The sequence below is a fragment of the Sorangium sp. So ce327 genome (assembly GCF_051530205.1).
GTDB lineage: Bacteria > Myxococcota_A > Polyangia > Polyangiales > Polyangiaceae > Sorangium > Sorangium cellulosum_B.
In genome coordinates, this window is the sequence record NZ_CP150330.1 from 7,714,352 (window position 1) to 7,732,307 (window position 17,956).

General features: G+C 72.4%; 12 protein-coding genes. 1 reads left to right on the plus strand and 11 read right to left on the minus strand.

What is annotated here, in order from left to right; translation table 11 throughout:
• Positions 1 to 211 precede the first annotated feature (211 nt).
• From WME95_RS28855 to WME95_RS28905, 11 genes are all read right to left on the minus strand, one after another.
• Positions 212 to 1,714: a pyruvate kinase gene (locus WME95_RS28855; RefSeq protein WP_437902577.1), complete on the minus strand. Its 1,503-nt coding sequence runs from the start codon at positions 1,712 to 1,714 to the stop codon at positions 212 to 214.
• A 221-nt stretch (positions 1,715 to 1,935) separates the two neighbouring features.
• Positions 1,936 to 4,404: a SpoIIE family protein phosphatase gene (locus WME95_RS28860; RefSeq protein ID WP_437902578.1), complete on the minus strand. Its 2,469-nt coding sequence runs from the start codon at positions 4,402 to 4,404 to the stop codon at positions 1,936 to 1,938.
• A gap of 20 nt (positions 4,405 to 4,424) precedes the next feature.
• Positions 4,425 to 4,802 carry a hypothetical protein gene (locus WME95_RS28865; RefSeq protein WP_437293104.1) on the minus strand — a complete coding sequence of 126 codons (378 nt, stop codon included), beginning with the start codon at positions 4,800 to 4,802 and terminating at the stop codon, positions 4,425 to 4,427.
• Positions 4,783 to 5,238 carry a hypothetical protein gene (locus WME95_RS28870; protein ID WP_012237831.1) on the minus strand — a complete coding sequence of 152 codons (456 nt, stop codon included), beginning with the start codon at positions 5,236 to 5,238 and terminating at the stop codon, positions 4,783 to 4,785. Before WME95_RS28870 ends, WME95_RS28865 begins: the two co-directional genes overlap by 20 nt.
• A 242-nt stretch (positions 5,239 to 5,480) precedes the next feature.
• Positions 5,481 to 7,970 (minus strand): SpoIIE family protein phosphatase, encoded by a 2,490-nt coding sequence (locus WME95_RS28875; protein ID WP_437902579.1) that lies wholly within the window; start codon positions 7,968 to 7,970, stop codon positions 5,481 to 5,483.
• 17 nt (positions 7,971 to 7,987) lie between these two features.
• The gene (locus WME95_RS28880) at positions 7,988 to 8,365 is read right to left on the minus strand and encodes a hypothetical protein (protein ID WP_437902580.1); all 378 of its coding nucleotides are present in this window, start codon (positions 8,363 to 8,365) and stop codon (positions 7,988 to 7,990) included.
• The gene (locus tag WME95_RS28885; protein WP_437293108.1) at positions 8,346 to 8,801 is read right to left on the minus strand and encodes a hypothetical protein; all 456 of its coding nucleotides are present in this window, start codon (positions 8,799 to 8,801) and stop codon (positions 8,346 to 8,348) included. The genes WME95_RS28880 and WME95_RS28885 overlap by 20 nt, the downstream gene beginning before the upstream one ends.
• A 177-nt stretch (positions 8,802 to 8,978) precedes the next feature.
• On the minus strand, positions 8,979 to 11,462 hold the full coding sequence (locus tag WME95_RS28890; protein ID WP_437902581.1) for a SpoIIE family protein phosphatase: 2,484 nt from the start codon (positions 11,460 to 11,462) through the stop codon (positions 8,979 to 8,981).
• Positions 11,463 to 11,482: 20 nt separating this feature from the next.
• On the minus strand, positions 11,483 to 11,860 hold the full coding sequence (locus WME95_RS28895) for a hypothetical protein (RefSeq protein ID WP_437902582.1): 378 nt from the start codon (positions 11,858 to 11,860) through the stop codon (positions 11,483 to 11,485).
• Positions 11,841 to 12,374 (minus strand): hypothetical protein, encoded by a 534-nt coding sequence (locus WME95_RS28900; protein WP_437541863.1) that lies wholly within the window; start codon positions 12,372 to 12,374, stop codon positions 11,841 to 11,843. Before WME95_RS28900 ends, WME95_RS28895 begins: the two co-directional genes overlap by 20 nt.
• 217 nt (positions 12,375 to 12,591) lie before the next feature.
• Positions 12,592 to 17,175 (minus strand): nSTAND1 domain-containing NTPase, encoded by a 4,584-nt coding sequence (locus WME95_RS28905; protein WP_437902583.1) that lies wholly within the window; start codon positions 17,173 to 17,175, stop codon positions 12,592 to 12,594.
• Between the two features lie 126 nt (positions 17,176 to 17,301).
• On the opposite strand from WME95_RS28905, the gene WME95_RS28910 reads away from it, so the two are divergent.
• Entirely contained in the window at positions 17,302 to 17,883 is a 582-nt protein-coding gene (locus WME95_RS28910) for a Uma2 family endonuclease (protein WP_437902584.1), read from the plus strand.
• Positions 17,884 to 17,956: the final 73 nt, after the last annotated feature.

Genomic DNA, 17,956 nt, shown 5'->3' on the forward strand with positions numbered 1-17,956 from the left:
GCTGCCCACCCAGGTTGGGTCGGCCGACCGCCGGGCTGCCCACCCAGGTTAGGTCGGCCGCCGGCCGCCGCCGACCGCTGACAGCGGAAAGTGAACCGGGGTCGGGGCGCCCCGCCCAACCTGGCCGCCCAACCCGGGTCGGGTTGGGGTCGAAGCGGCTTGGTCCAACGGGTCGACCGACCGGGGTTGGGTCAACCGGGGTTGGGTCGCCTCAGTCGAGGCGTGAGACCCCGAGCGATCGCATGAGCGCCCGCTTCTTGTCCTGGTGCTCGTGCATCCGGCGGAGGACGTCGACCACGAACGCGACCGTCGCGACGATGTTCTCTCCCTGGTTGAGCATCACGCACTCCGCGCGCGAGCTCATCGCCGCGTCCGTCACCTCCCCGCGGGTCGGCACGCCGGTCTTGTTCAGGCTCTCGAGCACCTGCGTCGCCCAGATCGCGGGGACCAGCCCCGCCTCGCAGAGCCACAGGAGCTCCTCCTGGACCTCCGCCAGCCGCATGAACCCCATCTCGACGGCCATATCGCCGCGCGCGAGCATCACCCCCACCTGCTCGCTGCGCATCGCCGTGAGCAGGAGCCTCGGGAACCGCGCGAACGCAGGCGTCGTCTCGATCTTGAGGACGATCCCGAGCTGAGCCGCCCCGCGCGCGGCGAGCTCCGCCTGGAGGCGCTCCACATCGGAAGGAGACCGAACGAACGAGAGCCCCACCATGTCCGCGTGGCGCGCGATGAAGTCGAGATCCTCGAGGTCCTTCGGCGTGAGCGACGGGATCCCGAGCTCGGTGTCCGGAAAGTTCAGGCCCTTTCCTGGCTTCAGCTTCACGGAGCCTTGGCGCGCGAAATCCACCTCCACGAGCGCGGCGCCTCCGGTCACGAGCTTGACCGTGCCGCCGAGCCGCCCGTCGTCGTAGAACACCCGGTGCCCGGGCCGGAGGTCGTCGACGATCTCCGGGATGGTGCACCCGAGCGCGAGCACCTCCCCCGCGCCGGTGCTGCCCGCCGAGGCGCGCGCCCGCTTCACGTCCTTGCAGAGCCAGAGCCGGGGCCGCTCGCCCCGCTCGGGCAGCGTGACGCGCGCCGGATCCCCGTCGATCTTGCTCACGCGCGGGTTGGGCCCGGCGATGTCGCAGAGGACCTTGCACCGTACCCCGGTCTCCCGTCCCGCCTCCCGGAGCCGCTCGATGAGCCCGGCCCACGCGCCCGCGTCCTCCTTCGCGCAGTTGATCCGCGCGACGTCCATCCCTCCCTCGAGCAGCCGCTTCAGCTCCCCCTTCCGCGCGTCCCCGGGCAGCGTCACCATCACCCGCGTCGCTCGCCCCTGGCGCCCCTCCCCGAGCAGCGCCCGCGCGTGCTCCTCGATCAGCGCGCCCCCCGACGCGAACGTGGTGGGCGACTCGCCGGGCGGCCGCACCTCGGGGCGCCGCGCGAGCGCGTCGAGCGCCCCGCGCACGGCGTCGAGGGAGGCCAGCGCGCAGCGCTCCAGGCGCCCCAGCGAGCTCAGCCCGAGCGAGGCGAGCTGCCGTTGCAGGTCGCGGATGTCCTGCTGCCGGACAGCGAGGTAATGCAGCAGGTTCGTCGCTCCCGCCCGGTGCTTCGGGTGCACCGCATCGACCAGGTGCCGGTTTCGCAGCTCGTGCTCGATGGCGCTCGCCCGCAGCGCCTCGACGGCGGCGAGGGTGCGCTCGACAACCTGCAGGTCGGGATAAACCATGGCGCGATCTCCTCCGGGCTCCGGCGCGCGGCCCCTCGCGTCCGCTGCGGCGCACCGCGCGCCGCGCGCCGACGAGTCGAGTCCAGCACCGCGCGCAAGGCCAGTCCAGCGCCCCACGCCGTAAGAGCCCCGCCGACGGCAGGACGTCTCCGTTCCTCCACAGCGGCGTCATCGAGCGCCGCCATGCCGAGGCGGCGCGACGGCAAGGGCAGCCTCGAGCGCTACGCCGGCGCGCGGTACCGCGCCACGACGACCGTGATGTCGTCGTCCGGGCTCGGGCACCACCCCTCGACCTCCCTCAGGATCCTGTCGCGGATCGCCTCGACCGGCGCGGTCTGCACGGACTCGATGGCGGTGCAGAGCCGCTCCAGCCCGAACTGCTCGCGGTGCGCGTTGCGCGACTCCGTCACCCCGTCACTGTAGAGCACGAGCACGTCCCCGTCCTCCAGGACGAACTGGGCGTCCCGCGTCACCTCGTCGATGACGGGCAACACGCCGATCCAGACGCCCGAGCTCGGGATGCACACGCACCGCCGCGTGCGCGCCGAGCACACGATGATGTCGTCGTGCGCCCCGGCGAACGTCACCCGCCCGCCCCGCTCGTACCGGAGCAGGAGCAGCGTCGCGTGCTCGTCCCGCTTCAGGCGGCTGCGCACGTTCTTGTAGAGCGCCTTGTTGAGCGCCGCGAGCAGCTCGCTCGGGCTCGCGCCCGGGTCCCTGCTCGTCAGCGCCGACACCATGCTCTGGATCATCAGCATCACGAGCCCCGCAGCGAGCCCGTGCCCCGCGACGTCGCCGATCCCGAGCCACCCCCCACCGGGCGTCGCGATGACGTCGTAGTAGTCGCCGCCCACCTCGGCCGCCGGCGTCATGGCCGCGGAGAGCTCCAGCCCCTCGATGTGCAGCTGCTCCGGCACCAGCGTCGTCTGGAGGCGCGCCGCGAGCGCCGTCTCCTGCCGCTCGCTCTCCTGCTCCAGCCGCTCGCGCAGCTCCACCTGCCGCACCATCTCCCGGTGCAGCGCCACCGTCTTCACCGCGGAGCCGATCTGGAGCCGCAGCGCGTCGTAGACCATCTCGTTCATGCCGCTGTTCAGCGCCATCACCCCGAAATACTCCGTGTCACCGAACGTGAGCGGCATCACGACGACGCTCGTGCGCTCGCTCGAGCTCAGGAACCCGGGAGGGGCCAGGGAGCGCGACGGGAAGCTCTCGGTCGGCGGCGTCACCGCGTGGCCGTCCTCCATCAGGAACAGCGTCTTCAGGGTGGCTCGCTGGGCGTCGTCGTAGAGCGAGACGGCGGCGCGCGTGAAGTGCAGCCTGGGCATCTCCGAGGCCAGCATGCGCTGGAACAGGGGCAAGCTCAGGCACGTCGAGAACCACCGCCCGCTCCAGCTCAGGTCGATCGAGGCGACCTCCACGTCGAGGCGCTGCCGCCCCTCCACGCGCACGGACGCGCTCCCGATGAGGACGCGGCACGCATGCCACAGCCGCTCCAGGGCCTCGTTCACGGCGGCGTCGCCCCCCTCCTCGACCGGCCGCCGGAGCCGCGCGCGCAGGAGCGTCACCACGCCCTGGAACAGATCGAGGAACACCCCCTCGCGCCCGGCCGTGTCGAGGACGCGCTCCAGCACGTGCAGGAAGCACCCCTCGTGGCCCTCGAGCTCCTCCTCCAGCGCCGACAGGAGCCCGCCGGCCCAGCCGTCGAGCGACGCGGCCGGGATCCCCACGGCCTGCTCGAGCGCGCGCTCCAGCTCGTCGCGCCGGCCGCCGAGCGACATCGCCCCGAGGCGCGGCGGGCTCGTGAGCGGCCGCATCGCGACCGCCTGGTACGCGCAGCCGCAGGACTCGCGCCGCGTGAGCTCGATCTGCTGCATGTTCCGATCGGGGACGGCCTCGCCGTCGAGCATGCGCACGACCGTCTCGAGCGCGATCTCCCCGAGCCGCTTGATCGGCTGGCGAACCGTCGTCAAGGACGGCTTCGCGTAGCGCGCCACGCCCACGTCGTCGAAGCCGCACACAAGGATGTCCCTCGGCACGTGGAGGCCCCGCGCCTTCAAGAGCTCGATCGCGCCGAGGGCCATGTTGTCGTTCGCCGCGACCACGGCGTCGATCTCGACCCCGCGGTCCAGGATCTCGGCCATCGCGGCGCGGCCCGTGTCGATCGTGAACTGGCCGCTCGCGACGAGGCGCTCGTCGTACGGGATCGCGCGCGCGGCGAGCGCCTTGCGGAACGCGTCGGCGCGGATCCTCGCCTCCTCGTTGTTGACCGGCCCGCCGATGTACGCGACGCGCCGGCACGCGTGATCGTCGAGCAGGTGGCCGGCCGCCATCTCGATCCCGAGGCCGTTGTCCACGAGGATGCTCGGGATGCCCTCCAGCGGGATCCCGATGCTGCACAGGGGCATCGGCGCGTAGTCCTGGCAGAAGCGCTGCACCCCCTCGGCGCCGACGAAATTGCACAGCGTCGCCGACGCGACCACGATGCCGTCGACCGCCTCCGCGCTGACGAGGCGGTAGATGCTGTTCTGGGCGGCCTCGGAGGGACCGTGGGCGGAGAGCGTCTCCCCGACGGCGATCACGAGGTTGACGTCGTGCGCCTCGGCGGCGCGCTCGACCCCGATCCGCAGCGCGGATTGGTACTCGCCGCGCACATAGTCCATCACGAGGGCGATCGTCCGGCGCTTCTTCATCTTGTCCTGCGGCTCTCCGGTCAGGTGTCCTCGATCGAGACCAGCTCCGGAGACATGCGCTCGAGCGCCGCCAGGCTCCGTCTCTGCCATCCCAGCCGCGCGTCCGTGCGGAACTGCACCTTGCACTTCAGCCCCTGGCCCGCGAGCCCGCAGATGAAGCTGATGAACGCTTTCAGGCAGCTCGAGTTGAGAAAGTAAAGAGCCCTTATATCGAACTGCACCGCGCTGATGGAGAGGCGCATGACCTCTCCCTGGAGGGCCTTGAGGCAAAGGCCGAGCGGCGCCGCCGCCGCCATGTCGCCCGTGCCGGTGAGCTTGACGCCGAGGGTGTCGTCCCTCAGGGTCGGCTCGATCCCGAAGCTGTCCGTGACGACAGGCTCAACCCGTAAACCGCTCATCTCCCCTCCATCCCGCAACCGGCGCCTGCGCGATGATCGTCAGCCTGCTCCCCTCGATCGTGTAGTCCACGTCGAGCCCGCCCTCCGCGCGCACCCGCGCGAGGCCGAGCCCGGATACCCCTTCTACCATCGCCGTCTCACAGATGAGTTCGTCATAGTGCTTCACAGGATCGCTCGCCGACCTCAGCGCGGAGAGCCGCCTCTCCACCTCGCGCAGCCGCTCCGGCGATGCCTCGTTCCGCGCGCGGATCACGAGGACCCGCGCGCCCTCGCCCCCCTCCAGCGCCAGCTCGATGCTGACCTCCGGGCCGGACGAGTACTTGATGAGGTTCTCGACGAGCTCGTGCGCGGCCATGTAGAACCGCGAGCTCTCACTCTCATCGTCCAGCACCATCCCACAGAAGCTGGACACCAGCCGTAACACCGCGCTAGCCATCCGTTCACTAGGGAAAAACGTGATGCACAAGAACGGTGAAGCGTCCTGGCCCAGTCCGGAAGCTAACACGGTTCACGCAGCCTACGTAATTCTTGCACCGGATCCAATCCCCCCTTGGTCGGCCGTGTGCCCATGTAGGCGAGCGAACGATCGCGAGCGCTCCAGCGCGCTGTTCACGGCGTCCGTCTCGACCGCGCGCTCACCGCTTCGACGGGCGCGCCGGCCGCGCCTCGACCGATGCGTCAGGGCTGCCGGGGGGCGCGGTACCTCGCCACGACGATCGTGATGTCGTCGTCGGGGCTCGGGCACCACCCCTCGACCTCGTTCAGGATCCTGTCACGAATGACCACGACGGATTCGGTCTGGACGGCCTCGATGGTGGTGCAGAGCCGTTCGAGGCCGAACTGCTCATGGTGAGCGTCGCGCGCCTCGGTCACTCCATCGCTGTAGAGCACGAGGACGTCGCCGTCCTCCAGGACGAACTCGGCGTCTCGCGTCATGTCGTCGATGGATGGCAGCGCGCCGATCCAGACCCCCGAGCTCGGGATGCACACGCAGCGGCGCGTCCTCGCGCGGCACACGAGGATGTCGTCGTGCGCCCCGGCGAACGTCACCCGCCCGCTCCGCTCGTACCGGAGCAGGAGCAGCGTCGCGTGCTCGTCCCGCTTCAGGCGGCCGCGCACGTTCTCGTACAGCGCCGCGTTGATGGCCGAGATCACCCTGGCGGGGCTCGCCCTCGGGTCCCTGCGCGTCAGCGCCGAGACCATGCTCTGGATCATCAGCATCACGAGCCCCGCCGCGAGCCCGTGCCCCGCGACGTCGCCGATCCCGAGCCAGCCGCCGTCGGCGGTCGCGAGCACGTCGTAGTAGTCGCCGCCCACCTCGGCGGCCGGCTTCATGAGGGCGCAGAGCGAGAGCCCCGCGACCGACAGCCGCTCCGGGACCAGCGTCGTCTGGATGCGCGCCGCGACGACGCTCTCCTGGCGGACCCTCTCCTGCTCCAGCCGCTCGCGCGCCTCCACCTGACGGACCATCTCCCGGTGCAGCGCCGCGGCCTTGGTCGCGGAGCCGATCTGGAGGCGGAGCGCGTCGTAGATCAGCTCGTGCGCGCCGCTGCTGAACACCGCGACACCGAACTTCTCCTCGTCGCCGAACGCGACGGGGAGCGCGATCATGGTCGTGCGCTCCCGGCCTCCGAGGAACCCGTCGGGCGCGAGGCGCCGCGCCGGGAAGCTCGCCGCCGGCGGGTCCACCTCGCGGCCGTCCTCCATCAGGAAGAGCGACCTCATGACACCTCGTTGCGCCTCGGGAGCGTCGTCATATAGCGACACCACGGCCCGCGATATCCCGAGGGCCGGCAGCTCCGACGCGAGCACGCGCTTCAGGCTGGGCAGGCTCAGGCACGTCGAGAAGCTCCGCGCGCTCCAGCTGAGGTACGTCGCCGCGAGCTCCACGGTCAGCCGCCGCTCCCCCTCGAGCCGCATCGACGCGCTCGAAATGACCATACGCGACACGTGCCATAGCCGCTCGAGGGCATCGTAGAGAGCGACCCCCCCACCGCCCGACGGCGGCCGGCCGAGCCGCTCCCGGAGCACATCGATCATGGCCTGGAAGTGATCGAGGATCGCGCCCGCGCGCCCCGCCGCGTCGAGGAGCGCCTCGAGCGCGTGCCGGAAGCGGCCCTCCCGCCCCGCGAGCTCGTCCTCCAGCGCCGACAGGAGCTCGCCTGGCCAGCCATCGAGAGAGCCAGTCGGGATGGCCACGCTCCGCCTGAGCGCGGTCTCCAGCGACTCCCGCCGCGCCGCGACCAGGGACGCGCCGTCGCGCGGCGCCGAGGCCGACGGCGCGAGCGAGGCGCTCGCCTGGACCCGGCAGCCGCACGACTCACGGCACGTGAGCTCGACGTCGAGGAGCGCCACGTCCTCCACGACCTCGCCGTCGAGCATGCGCATCATCGTGTCCATCGCCTGGGCCCCGAGCCGCTTCATGGGCTGACGAACGGTGGTGAGCGACGGCTTCGAGAAGCGCGCGATGAAGGCGTCGTCGAAGCCGGACACGAGGATGTCCTGCGGGACGCGGAGCCCCCGCTCCGCGAGCAGCTCGATCACGCCGAGGGCCATCTTGTCGTTGGCGGCGACCACGGCGTCGACCTCGACCCCGCGGTCCAGGATGTCGCGTATCGCCACGCGGCCGCTGTCGATCGTGAACGCGCCCGCCGCGAAGAGGCGCTCGTCGAGCGGGAGGCCGCGCGCCGCGAGCGCCCCCCAGTAGGCGTCGGCGCGCGCCTTGGCCTCCTCGTTGTTGGCCGGTCCGCCCACGTACGCGATGCTCCGGCGCCCGTGGACGTCGAGCATGTGCCCGACCGAGAGCTCGATCCCGAGGCCGTTGTTCACGATGAGGCTCGGGATACCGTCGATCGCCATCCCGATGCTGAAGACGGGCAGCGGCGCGTACGCCCGGAAGAACTCGCGCATCCCCTCGATGCCGATGTGATGGCAGAGGGTCGCCGACGCGACGATGATGCCGTCGACCGTCTCCGGGCCGATGAGCTGATACACGCTGTTCTGGGCCGCCCCCCCCTCGCCGGGCAGCGCGAGCGTCTCTCCGAAGGCGATCACGAGATTGACGTCGTGGGCCTCCGCGGCGCGCTCGATGCCGAAGCGCACCTCGGACTGGTAGTCTCCCCCGACGAAGTCCATCAGGAAGGCGATCGTCCGGCGCTTCTCGCTCATCTCCCGCGGCTCTCGCGTCAGGTATCGGCGATGGTGACGAGCTCCGGACACATGCGCTCGATGGCCGTCAGGCTCCGCCGCTGCCAGCCCAGCCTCGCGTCGGTGAGGAACTCCACCTTGCACTTCGGCCCCTGGCTCGCGAGGCCGGCGATGAAGCTGATGAACGCCTTCAGGCAGCTCGAGTTCAGGAAGTAAAGGGCCCTCACGTCGAACTCGATGGCGCTCACGCGGAGGCGCGCCGCCTCGGCGTGGAGGTCCTTGAGCAGCAGACCGAGCGGCGCGACAGCCGCCATGTCGCCGGTGCCGGTGAGCTTGACGCTGAGGGTGTCCTCCCTCAAGGCCGGCTCGATCCCGAAGCTGTCCGTGACGACGGGCTCAACCCTTAAGCTGCTCATCGACCCTCCACCTCCCCACCGGCGCGTGCGCGATGATCGTCAGCTCGTTGCCCTGGATCGTATAGTCCACGTCGAGCCCGCCCTCCGCGCGCACCCGCGCGAGGCCGAGCCCCGACACCCCTTCTACCATCGCCGTCTCACAGATGAGTTCGTCATAGTGCTTCACAGGATCGCTCGCCGCCTTCAGCTCGAAGAGCCGCCTCTCCACCTCGCGCAGCCGCTCCGGCGACGCCTCGTTCCGCGCGGAGATCTTCATGACGCAGGAGCTCTCGCGCTCCTCCAGCGCGAGCTCGAGGCTGACCTTGGGGCCCGAGGAGTACTTGATGATGTTCTCGGCGAGCTCGTGCGCGGCCATGTAGAACCGCGAGCTCACGTTGGCGTCGTCCAGCACCATGCTGCAGAAGCTGGACACCAGCCGAAGCACGCTGTTGGCCATACGCTCGCTCGGATGGAACGAGATGCATAGAAACAGTGACCCGTTCGGACTCGGTTCGGACACTGACACGATTGGCGCAGCGTACGTGGTTCTCAACCCGGATCCAATCCCTTCTGCTGACACCGGCGATAGCGCTCATGTAGGAAAGCGGGCGGCCTCGGGCCACAGTTGCCACAGTCACAGTGTTCGAGGCGCGCTGTACCTCGCCACGACCACCGTGATGTCGTCATCGGGGCTCGGGCACCAGCCCTCGACCTCGCCGAGGATCCGGTCCCGGATCGCCTCGGCGGGCGCGCTCTGGGAGGACTCGATGGTTGAGCACAGCCGCTCGAGGCCGAACTGCTCATGGTGCGCGTTGCGCGCCTCCGTCACGCCGTCGCTGTAGAGCACGAGGACATCCCCGTCCTCCAGGACGAACTCGGCGTCTCGCGTCATCGCGTCAATGGCGGGCAGCGCACCGATCCAGACGCCCGAGCTCGCGATGCACACGCAGCGGCGGGTGCGCGCGCGGCACACGATGATGTCGTCGTGCGCCCCCGCGAACGTCACCCGCCCGCTCCGCTCGTACCGCAAGAGGAGCAGCGTCGCGTGCTCGTCCCGCTTCAGCCGACCGCGGACGTTCTCGTACACCGCCCCATTCACCGCAGAGAGGATGTCCCCGGGGCTGGCGCGCGGGTCGTTGCGCGTGAGGGCCGAGATCATGCTCTGGATCATCAGCATCACGAGCCCCGCCGCGAGCCCGTGCCCCGCGACGTCGCCGATCCCGAGCCAGCCGCCCTCGTCCGTCGCGAGCACGTCGTAGTAATCGCCGCCGACCTCCGCGGCCGGCTTCATGACGGCGGAGAGCTCGAGGCCCTCGACCGAGAGCTGCGCCGGCACCAGCGTCGTCTGGATGCGCGCCGCGACGACGCTCTCCTGGCGGACCTTCTCCTGCTCCAGCCGCTCGCGCAGCTCCACCTGCCGCACGACCTCCCAGTGCAGCGCCGCGGCCTTGACCGCCGAGCCGATCTGGAGGCGGAGGGCGTCATAGACCATCTCGTTCGCGCCGCTGTTGAGCACCGCGACACCGAACTTCTCCTCGTCGCCGAACGCGACGGGAAGCGCGATCATGCTCGTGCGCTCCCGGCCTCCCAGGAACCCTTCGGGCGCGAGGCGGCGCGCCGGGAAGCTCTCCGCCGGGGGCTCCAGCTCGCGCCCGTCCTCCATCAGGAAGAGCGCCTTCATGGTGGTGCGCTGCGGGTCGTGCGCTGTGTCATAGAGCGACACCGCGACCCGCGAGAACTGCATCCGCGGCAGCTCCGACGCCATCATGCGCCGCAGGATGGGCAGGCTCAGGCAGGTCGAGAAGCTCCGAGCGCTCCAGCTCAGGTAGAGCGACGCGAGCTCCACGTTGAGCCGCTGCTGCCCCTCGGCGCGCACGGACGCGCTCCCGATGACGATGCGCGAGGCGTGCCAGATCCGCTCGAGCGCCTCGTCGAGGACCGCGTCCCGGAGGGCCCCGTGGCCCCGGCGGAACTGCTCGCGGAGCAGCGTGATCATGCCCTGGAAGTGCTCGAGGATCGCGCCCTCGCGCCCCGCCGCGTCGAGGAGCGACTCGACAGCGCGCAGGAAGCGGCCCTCGGTCCCCTCGAGCTCCTCCTCCAGCGCCGACAGGAGCAGGCCGGCCCAGCCGTCGAGCGATCCGGCGGGGATCGCGACGCTCTTCTCGAGCAGGCGCTCCAGATCGTCCCGCTGGCGAGCGGACGGGAGCGGCGCGCTCCACGCCTTGCTCGGGGGCGCGCCCGCGGGCTCCACCTGGTAGCCGCAGCCGCAGGACTCGCGCAGCGTGAGCTCGACCGGGAACAGGTTGTACTCGGGGACCGGCTCGCCCTCGATCATGCGCACGATCAAGTCCACGGCGCGCGCGCCGATGCGCTTGATGGGCTGGCGGATGGTGGACAGCGACGGCTTCGCGAAGCGCGCGATCACGGCGTCGTCGAAGCCGCACACGGGGAGGTCCCTCGGGACGCTCAGGCCGTGCGCCTTGAGCTCCTCGATGGCCCCGAGCGCCATGTTGTCGTTGGCGGCGACAACGGCGTCGAACGCGACCCCGCGCCCGATGATCTCCCGCATCGCGGCGCGCCCGGTCTCGATCGTGAAGCTGCCGAACGCGACGAGGCGCTCGTCGAAGCGGAGCGTGCGGTCCGCGAGCGCCCGCCGGTAGGCGTCGGCGCGGACCTCCGCCTCCTCGTTGCTCGGCGGCCCGCCGATGTACGCGACGCGCTGGCACCCGTGGTCGTCGACGAGGTGTCCGACCGAGAGATCGAGCCCGAGGCCGTTGTCGACCACGAGGCTCGGGATGCCGTCGATCGCCATCCCGAGGCTGCAGATCGGCAGCGGCGCGTAGGACCGGCAGAACCGCTTCATCCCCTCGATGCCGACGTGGTGGCAGAGCGTCGTCGAGGCGACGAGGATGCCGTCGACCGTCTCCGCGCCGATGAGGTGATACATGCTGTTCTGGGCCGTGCTGGCGGCCCCGGGGCAGGCGAGCGTCTCGCCGAAGGCGATGATGAGATTGACGTCGTGCGCCTCGGCGGCGCGCTCGACACCGAAGCGCACCTCGGACTGGTACTCGCCTCGTACGTAGTCCATCAGGAGGGCGATCGTCCGGCGCTTCTTCATCGGGTCCCGCGCTCCTCGCTTCAGGCGTCCGCGATGGAGACCAGCTCGGGAGACATGCGCTCGAGCGCCGTCAGGCTCCGCCGCTGCCAGCCCAGCCTCGCGTCCGTGAGGAACTGCACCTTGCACTTCAGCCCCAGGCCCGCGAGCCCGCAGATGAAGCTGATGAACGCCTTCAGGCAGCTCGAGTTCAGAAAGTAAAGAGACCTTACGTCGAACTCCACGGCGCTCACGGAGAGGCGCACCACCTCCGCCTGGAGGGCCTTGCAATAGGAGCCGAGCGGCGCGGCCGCCGCCATGTCGCCCGTGCCGGTGAGCTTGACGCTGAGGGTGTCCTCCCTCAGGGCCGGCTCGATCCCGAAGCTGTCCGTGACGACGGACTCAACCCTCAAGCTGCTCATCTCCCCTCCATCTCCCAACCGGCGCGTGCGCGATGATCGTCAGCTCGTTGCCCTCGATCTTGTAGTCCACGTCGAGCCCGCCCTCCGCGCGCACCCGCGCGAGGCCGAGCCCCGACACCCCTTCTACCATCGCCGTCTCATGGATAAGCTCGTCGTAGTGCTTCACCGGATCGCTCGTCGTCTTCAGCTCGAGCAGCCGCCTCTCCACCTCGCGTAGGCGATCGATGGAGGCCTCGTTCCGCGCGCGGATCTTCAGGATACAGGAGCTCTCGGCCTCCTCCAGCGCGAGCTCCAGGCTGACCTTGGGGCCCGTCGAATACTTGGTGATGTTCTCGGCGAGCTCGTGCGCGGCCATGTAGAACCGCGAGCTCACATTCGCGTCGTCCAGGATCATCCCGCAGAAACTGGACACGAGCCGCAGCACCGCGCTCGCCATGCGGTCGCTCGGGAAGAACGTGATGCACAGGAACAGCGATGCATTCAGGTTCGGTTCGGACGCGGGCACGATTGCCACCAGCCTACGTCGTTCCCGCAGCGGAGCCAACGCCTTCTGCTCTCGCGCGAGCGCGCGGGTGAGGGCAGACCCTACAATACGGCGCGACGACGAGCTTTGACCTGCCGCGTCGACCGCGGCCTCACTGACGCGCTCCTTCACTGGCGCGCGGCCTCACGGCCGCGCTCCTTCACTGGCGCGCGGCCTCACGGCCGCGCTTCTTCACTGGCGCGCGGCCTCACGGCCGCGCGACGAGCCTCTTCCCCTGGGCCCTCAGGTTCGACACCGCCTCTCCCACGCGCTGGGCGAGCGGCAGGCCCCGGGGCACCACGAGGCCGGCCGCCCCGCCCACGCGGCCGAAGGACCATGAGAGCACCGAGCCGTCGGCGTCCCACGGCGCGAGCCGCTCGCGGCCCTCGGACGGCATGGCGCCGACGATCTCGTGCCGCTCCAGGTCGAGCGCCGCGATCCGGTCCGCCGACGAGAGCAGCAACGTCTTGCCGTCGGGCGCGGCGGCGATGTCCTCCCACTCCGCCCCGCTCACGCCCTCGAGCACCCGCTCCGTGAGGCCGGCGCGGCGGATCACGACGACGCCCGTCGCGTCCGCGAAGGCCGCGTCCCCCGGCAGGGGGCCGTCCGCGATCGCGGTCGCGCGCGGCGTGGCGTACCCGAGGACCCGCACCTCGCCCCGCGCCTCGTCGATGCGCGCCAGCGCGCCCGAGCTGAACGCCAGCCATAGCCCGGGGCCGACGTCGCCGCGCGCGGCGCTCGGGCGCGCCTCGTAGACATAGCCGTCGGTCACCGCGATCGTGCGGGACGACAGGTCGCGGAGCGACGTCGCGACGACGTTTCCGTCGAGCTCCTGCGTGAACAGCGTCCGGCAGGCGGCGTCGACGCCGAGCACGAGCGCCGGCGCCCTCGGCACCACCTCCACCGTCGCGCCGGTCGTCGCGTCGAACAGCGTCCACACCCCCTCGTCCCGCCGGTACGCCATGAGCCGGCCGTCGTCGCAGGCGCGCAGCAGGTGGCCCCGCCGCGCGGCCGTGCGGCGCCGCGAGCCCTCGTCGTACAGGCGCACCTCGCCGCCGATCTCGAAGGCGACGACGCCCCCGCGCCGCAGCGCGGCCACGGCCGAGGCGGCCGCGCCGCGCACCTCGGGGCTCCCCTCCGGGTCGAGCCCCTCGAACCCGAGGAGGCGCTCCACGGCGGGCGCGCCCGGGCTGAACAGGACGAGGTCGCGCGTGAGCACGCGCCGGTCCGGCAGCCGCCACCCGCCGAGCAGCGCGTGTGGGCCGACGTCGCGCTCGGCGATGTCGGCCATCTCGCCGCGCGCGCGCAGCGGCCGCGGCGCGCCCTTGCCCGGGGACGCCTCGCACGGCGAGCCCTCGGGCGGCGGATCGCCCGCGGCGCGGCCGCCCTTCCGGAGGTAGTGCCAGACGCTGCCGCCGCTGCCGCACACGCCCAGATCGAGCCCGCCCGCGTCCCAGCGCGCCGACGCGGGCGCCGGATCCGTGTCGAGCTCGAAGAGCGGCGCCGCGGGCCGGTCGAGGGCGTAGATCGACGTCCGGCTCTGCTGCACGAGCGCGATCACGGGATCGCGCGGGCTGAAGCGGCCGAGCACGGCGGGCGCGCCCAGGGTGATCTCGGCGCCCGCGCCGCCGCCGGGCCCCCAGAGCAGCGCCCTGCGCCCGAGCACCGCGGCCACGTGCGCGCCGTCGGGCGAGACGCCGAGCACGTTGCCGCGGAACGGGTGCCGATCGACCGCCTCGGCGCCGCCGCCGCGCCGCATGTCCCAGCGCGCGATCCCGCCCTCGGTCGAGCAGGCGAGGACGGGCGCCGACTCGGCCGCGTGGACGGCGCTGCTGCAGCGCACCGGCGCGACCGCGGCCAGCGCGACGGTGCCGCCCTCCCGCAGCCGGAAGACGCGGACCTCGCCGGTGACCGAGCGCGTCGCGAGCGCCGTGTCGAACGCGAACGGCACGCGCTCCACGTGCGGGGCGTCGTGCGGCCGCAGCGCGAGGACGCGCGGCGATTTGGCGCGCTCGATGCTCTCCGGGTCGGCGTCGAGCGCCACGTCGTCGATGACCTCCGGGTCGGGCGGGCGCAGGTCGGCGACGAGCAGCGAGCCCCCGGGGCCGCCGGCGATGACCCACCGATCGTCCCACGGCAGCGCCGGCCCCACCACGCCGTCGACGGTCAGGAAGCGCGCGCGCGGCAGGCCCACCGCGGCCGACGCGAGATCGAGCGGCAGCGCCGCGTCGTCCGCGCGCCGCGCGAGGGCCGCGGCGATCCACGCGGCGCGGTGGTACGGGTCCTCCGTGCGGCGCGCCTTGCCGATGAGCTCGGCGAGCTCGGCGCGCTCCTCGGCCTCGCGCGCCTTGGCCTCGGCCTGCGCCTGGCGCGCCGCGACCCACCGCTCGGCCACGAACCCCGAGGCGACGGTGAGCCCGAGCGCCAGGGCCGCGCCGATCTTCTTGGCGCGCTGGGCGCGGGCGCGCCGGAGGCTCTCCCGCACGAGCGCCTGCTCGCGCCGCGGCAGCCTCGAAGCGAAGGCCGCGCGCTTGCTCACCTGCTCGAGCAGGTCGCGGCGCAGGAGGAGATCGGGGCTCTCGCCGGAGCGATCCCACACGTCGGCGGCCTCGCGGAGGCGCTCGAGCAGGATGAGCCGATCCATGTGCAGCGCGCGGGTGGCGGCGGCGTGCGGCCAGCTCGAGACGAGCGACTCGTGGGCGAGCTCCACGGACCTGTCGCGGCGGACGAGGAGGCGCGCGCGCTCGAGGGCGCCGAGGACGCGGTCGACGTCGGCGGGCGGCGCGGCGACGGCCTCGGCGAGCTCCGCCTCGGCCCAGCGGACGCGCGACCCGTCCATCGCGCCGAGCCGGAGCAGCGCCTCGTCGGCGATCGCGCGGTCCTCCGGGGCGAGGGCGGCGAGGGCGGCGTCGGCGTGCCGCGCGAGGGCGCCGCGCACGCCGCCGAGCTCCTGCCAGGCCTCGCCGCTCAGCGCGCCGCGAAGGGCGCGCGCGCGCTCCCACCACGCCGCGAGGGCGAGCGCGATGAACGAGAGCGCCGCGCCGCCGCTCCGGAGCTCGCGCTGCGCCTCGGCCGCGACCTGGGCGAGCCCGCGCACCTCGGCGCCCGCGAGCCTCGCCGGGCCCGCGACGAGGTCCTTCACGGCGGCGGCGGCGGGCAGCCCCACGTAGCGCAGCGCGGCCCGGAGGCCCTCGCCGGCCGGGGTGGCGAGGAGGGCCGCGGTGCGGTCGTCGGCCTCGTCGAGCACGCCGATGAGCCGGAGGCCTCGCCGCGGCTCGCCGGTCGCGAGCGCGCCCACGAGGGCGACGAGGCGCCCGTCGCCGAGGGGCGCGATCGGGTCGACGATCAGCGCGACGCCGACGGCGGACGCCATGCAGAACCTGGTGAGGGCGTCGAGGTCCGCGGCCTCGAGCTCCGGCGAGACGGCGGCGAGCGCGCGGGCGAGGGCGCCGTCGGGGTCGTCGCCCGGGGTGAGGCGCGCCTCGATCCAGTCGTCCTTCTGGTCGACGTGGCGGCGCGCGAGGTGGGGCACGAGCCCCGCGGAGGCGAGCGAGCTCTTGCCCGATCCGCGCGGCCCCTGGAGCACGACGCACGGCTCGAACTCGAGCTCGCGCCCGAGGCGCGCGGTGTCGTCGTCGCGCCCGAACAGGAGCCCCTCGTCGGTGGACGAGAGCGCCGCGAGGCCCCTGTACGGCCGATCGGGGACGCCGTGGGGCCGCTCCCAGACCTCGTCGATCAGCTGCGTCAGCTTCCCGGGCGCGACGCGCCGGTGCGCTGGATCGACGGACAGGAGCCGCTGGAGGAGCGCGACGAGGCCGCGCGGCAGCCGCGCGGGGTCGCGCTCGAGGTCGCGCATCGTGCCGCGCAGGGTCGCGGCGCGCAGCTCGGTCCACCAGGCGGAGACGCTCGCGGGGTCGGAGCAGTCGTCCGGCTCGTCGGGCACGGCGTGCGGGAGGCGCCCTGTGGCGAGCTGCGCGATGCAGACGGCGAGCGCGTAGGCGTCGGTGGCGGCGGTCGGCTCGGCCATCTCGAGCACCTCCGGCGCCATGAAGCCCGGCGTTCCGATGACGTTGCGCGCGACGGCGGGGCTGTCCGCGCCGGCGAAGGCGCGGCGCGTGGAGGCGTAGACGTCGCGCTCGGCGAGGAAGGCCGCCGTGCCGAGGTCGCCGCCGCCGCTGTCATGGCCGCCGCCGACGGCGACGGCGGGGGCGCGGGAGACGGGGGCGCCCGCGCGCCGCGAGATGCCGAAGTCGAGGACCTTGAGGGCGCCGTCCTGGGTGAGGAACAGGTTGGCGGGCTTGAGGTCGAGGTGGACGACGCCGCGCGCGTGGATGACGTCGAGCGCGCCGGCGACGTCGCGGGCCCAGGCGACGACGCGGCGCCAGGGGATGCGGCGGCGGAAGCGGATCAGGTCGGCGAGGTTCCGGCCCTCGAGGAGCTCCATCGAGACGAACGGGGTCTTCGGCGCGCCGTGGAGGATGCCGGCGGCGTAGATGGTGACGAGCGACGGGTGGCGGAACGAGGCGAGGAGCTTGGCCTCGTCGGCCCAGTCGGCGGCGTCGGCGAAGTCGGAGACGAGCAGCTTGAGGGCGACCTCGCGGAACGGCGCGCCGTCGGGCAGGAGCTCCTCGGCGCGCCACACGTCGCCGAAGCCGCCGCGGCCGAGGCGGACGCGGAGCCGGTAGCGGCGGTCGAGCACGTCGCCGGGGGCGTGCGCGAGCCCGCCCGCGGGCATGGGCACCGGGCCCGGATCGCGGGAGGAGCTCCCCTCGTCGACGAGCGTGCGGTCCATCGCGGGACGACGGTATCACCGGCGCGGCGAGAGGTGGACGGTCCCGCTCACCGCGGTCCCCGGCGCCGCGGCGGTCCGCCCGGCTGCGCGTGGACATCGGAAGCCCGGCGCGCGACACTGCCGCACATGGGAGAAGCGGCGCCGCGACGGAAGCTCTCGCCGGCAGAGTACCTCGATCTCGAGCGCGCATCGGAGGCGAGGCACGAGTACGCCGGCGGCGAGCTCTTCGCGATGTCCGGCGGCACGTTCGAGCACAGCGCCATCGCCGCGAACATCGGCCGACTGCTCGGCAACGCGCTGGGCGAGCGCGGATGCGTGGCGCTCAACTCCGACATGCGCATCAAGATCCCCGCCGCGGATCGCTACGTGTACCCGGACGGCTCGGTCGTCTGCGGCCGCCCCGAGTTCGAGGACGAGCGGCGCGACACCCTCCTGAACCCGGTCCTCGTGATCGAGGTGCTCTCCGACTCTAGCGAGGCGTACGATCGCGGCGACAAGTTCGCGCATTACCAGACAGTGGCGTCGATCCGAGAGGTCGTCCTGGCGTCACAGAAGGCACCTCGCATCGAGGTGTTCGCGCGCCAGGCCGACGGGAGCTGGGTGCTCCGGGTCTATGGCCCCGGCGCCCGGGCTGCGCTGTCGTCGGTGGGGTGCGAGCTCGGCGTGGACGACGTGTACCGGGGCGTGCTCGCGGCCACCAACGTCTGAATCCGCGGTTTCAGCGACACCGCATCGAACCGATCCACCAGCGCTGTAGCGGGAGTCGCCTTGAGGATGCCGC

What these genes read in the sequence shown, in the direction of transcription:
- WME95_RS28855 (WP_437902577.1), bottom strand. Translation starts at nt 1,714, where the DNA reads ATGGTTTATCCCGACCTGCAGGTTGTCGAGCGCACCCTCGCCGCCGTC.
- WME95_RS28875 (WP_437902579.1), bottom strand. Translation starts at nt 7,970, where the DNA reads ATGAGCGAGAAGCGCCGGACGATCGCCTTCCTGATGGACTTCGTCGGG.
- WME95_RS28860 (WP_437902578.1), bottom strand. Translation starts at nt 4,404, where the DNA reads ATGAAGAAGCGCCGGACGATCGCCCTCGTGATGGACTATGTGCGCGGC.
- WME95_RS28890 (WP_437902581.1), bottom strand. Translation starts at nt 11,462, where the DNA reads ATGAAGAAGCGCCGGACGATCGCCCTCCTGATGGACTACGTACGAGGC.
- WME95_RS28870 (WP_012237831.1), bottom strand. Translation starts at nt 5,238, where the DNA reads ATGGCTAGCGCGGTGTTACGGCTGGTGTCCAGCTTCTGTGGGATGGTG.
- WME95_RS28895 (WP_437902582.1), bottom strand. Translation starts at nt 11,860, where the DNA reads ATGAGCAGCTTGAGGGTTGAGTCCGTCGTCACGGACAGCTTCGGGATC.
- WME95_RS28910 (WP_437902584.1), top strand. Translation starts at nt 17,302, where the DNA reads ATGGGAGAAGCGGCGCCGCGACGGAAGCTCTCGCCGGCAGAGTACCTC.
- WME95_RS28880 (WP_437902580.1), bottom strand. Translation starts at nt 8,365, where the DNA reads ATGAGCAGCTTAAGGGTTGAGCCCGTCGTCACGGACAGCTTCGGGATC.
- WME95_RS28905 (WP_437902583.1), bottom strand. Translation starts at nt 17,175, where the DNA reads ATGGACCGCACGCTCGTCGACGAGGGGAGCTCCTCCCGCGATCCGGGC.
- WME95_RS28885 (WP_437293108.1), bottom strand. Translation starts at nt 8,801, where the DNA reads ATGGCCAACAGCGTGCTTCGGCTGGTGTCCAGCTTCTGCAGCATGGTG.
- WME95_RS28865 (WP_437293104.1), bottom strand. Translation starts at nt 4,802, where the DNA reads ATGAGCGGTTTACGGGTTGAGCCTGTCGTCACGGACAGCTTCGGGATC.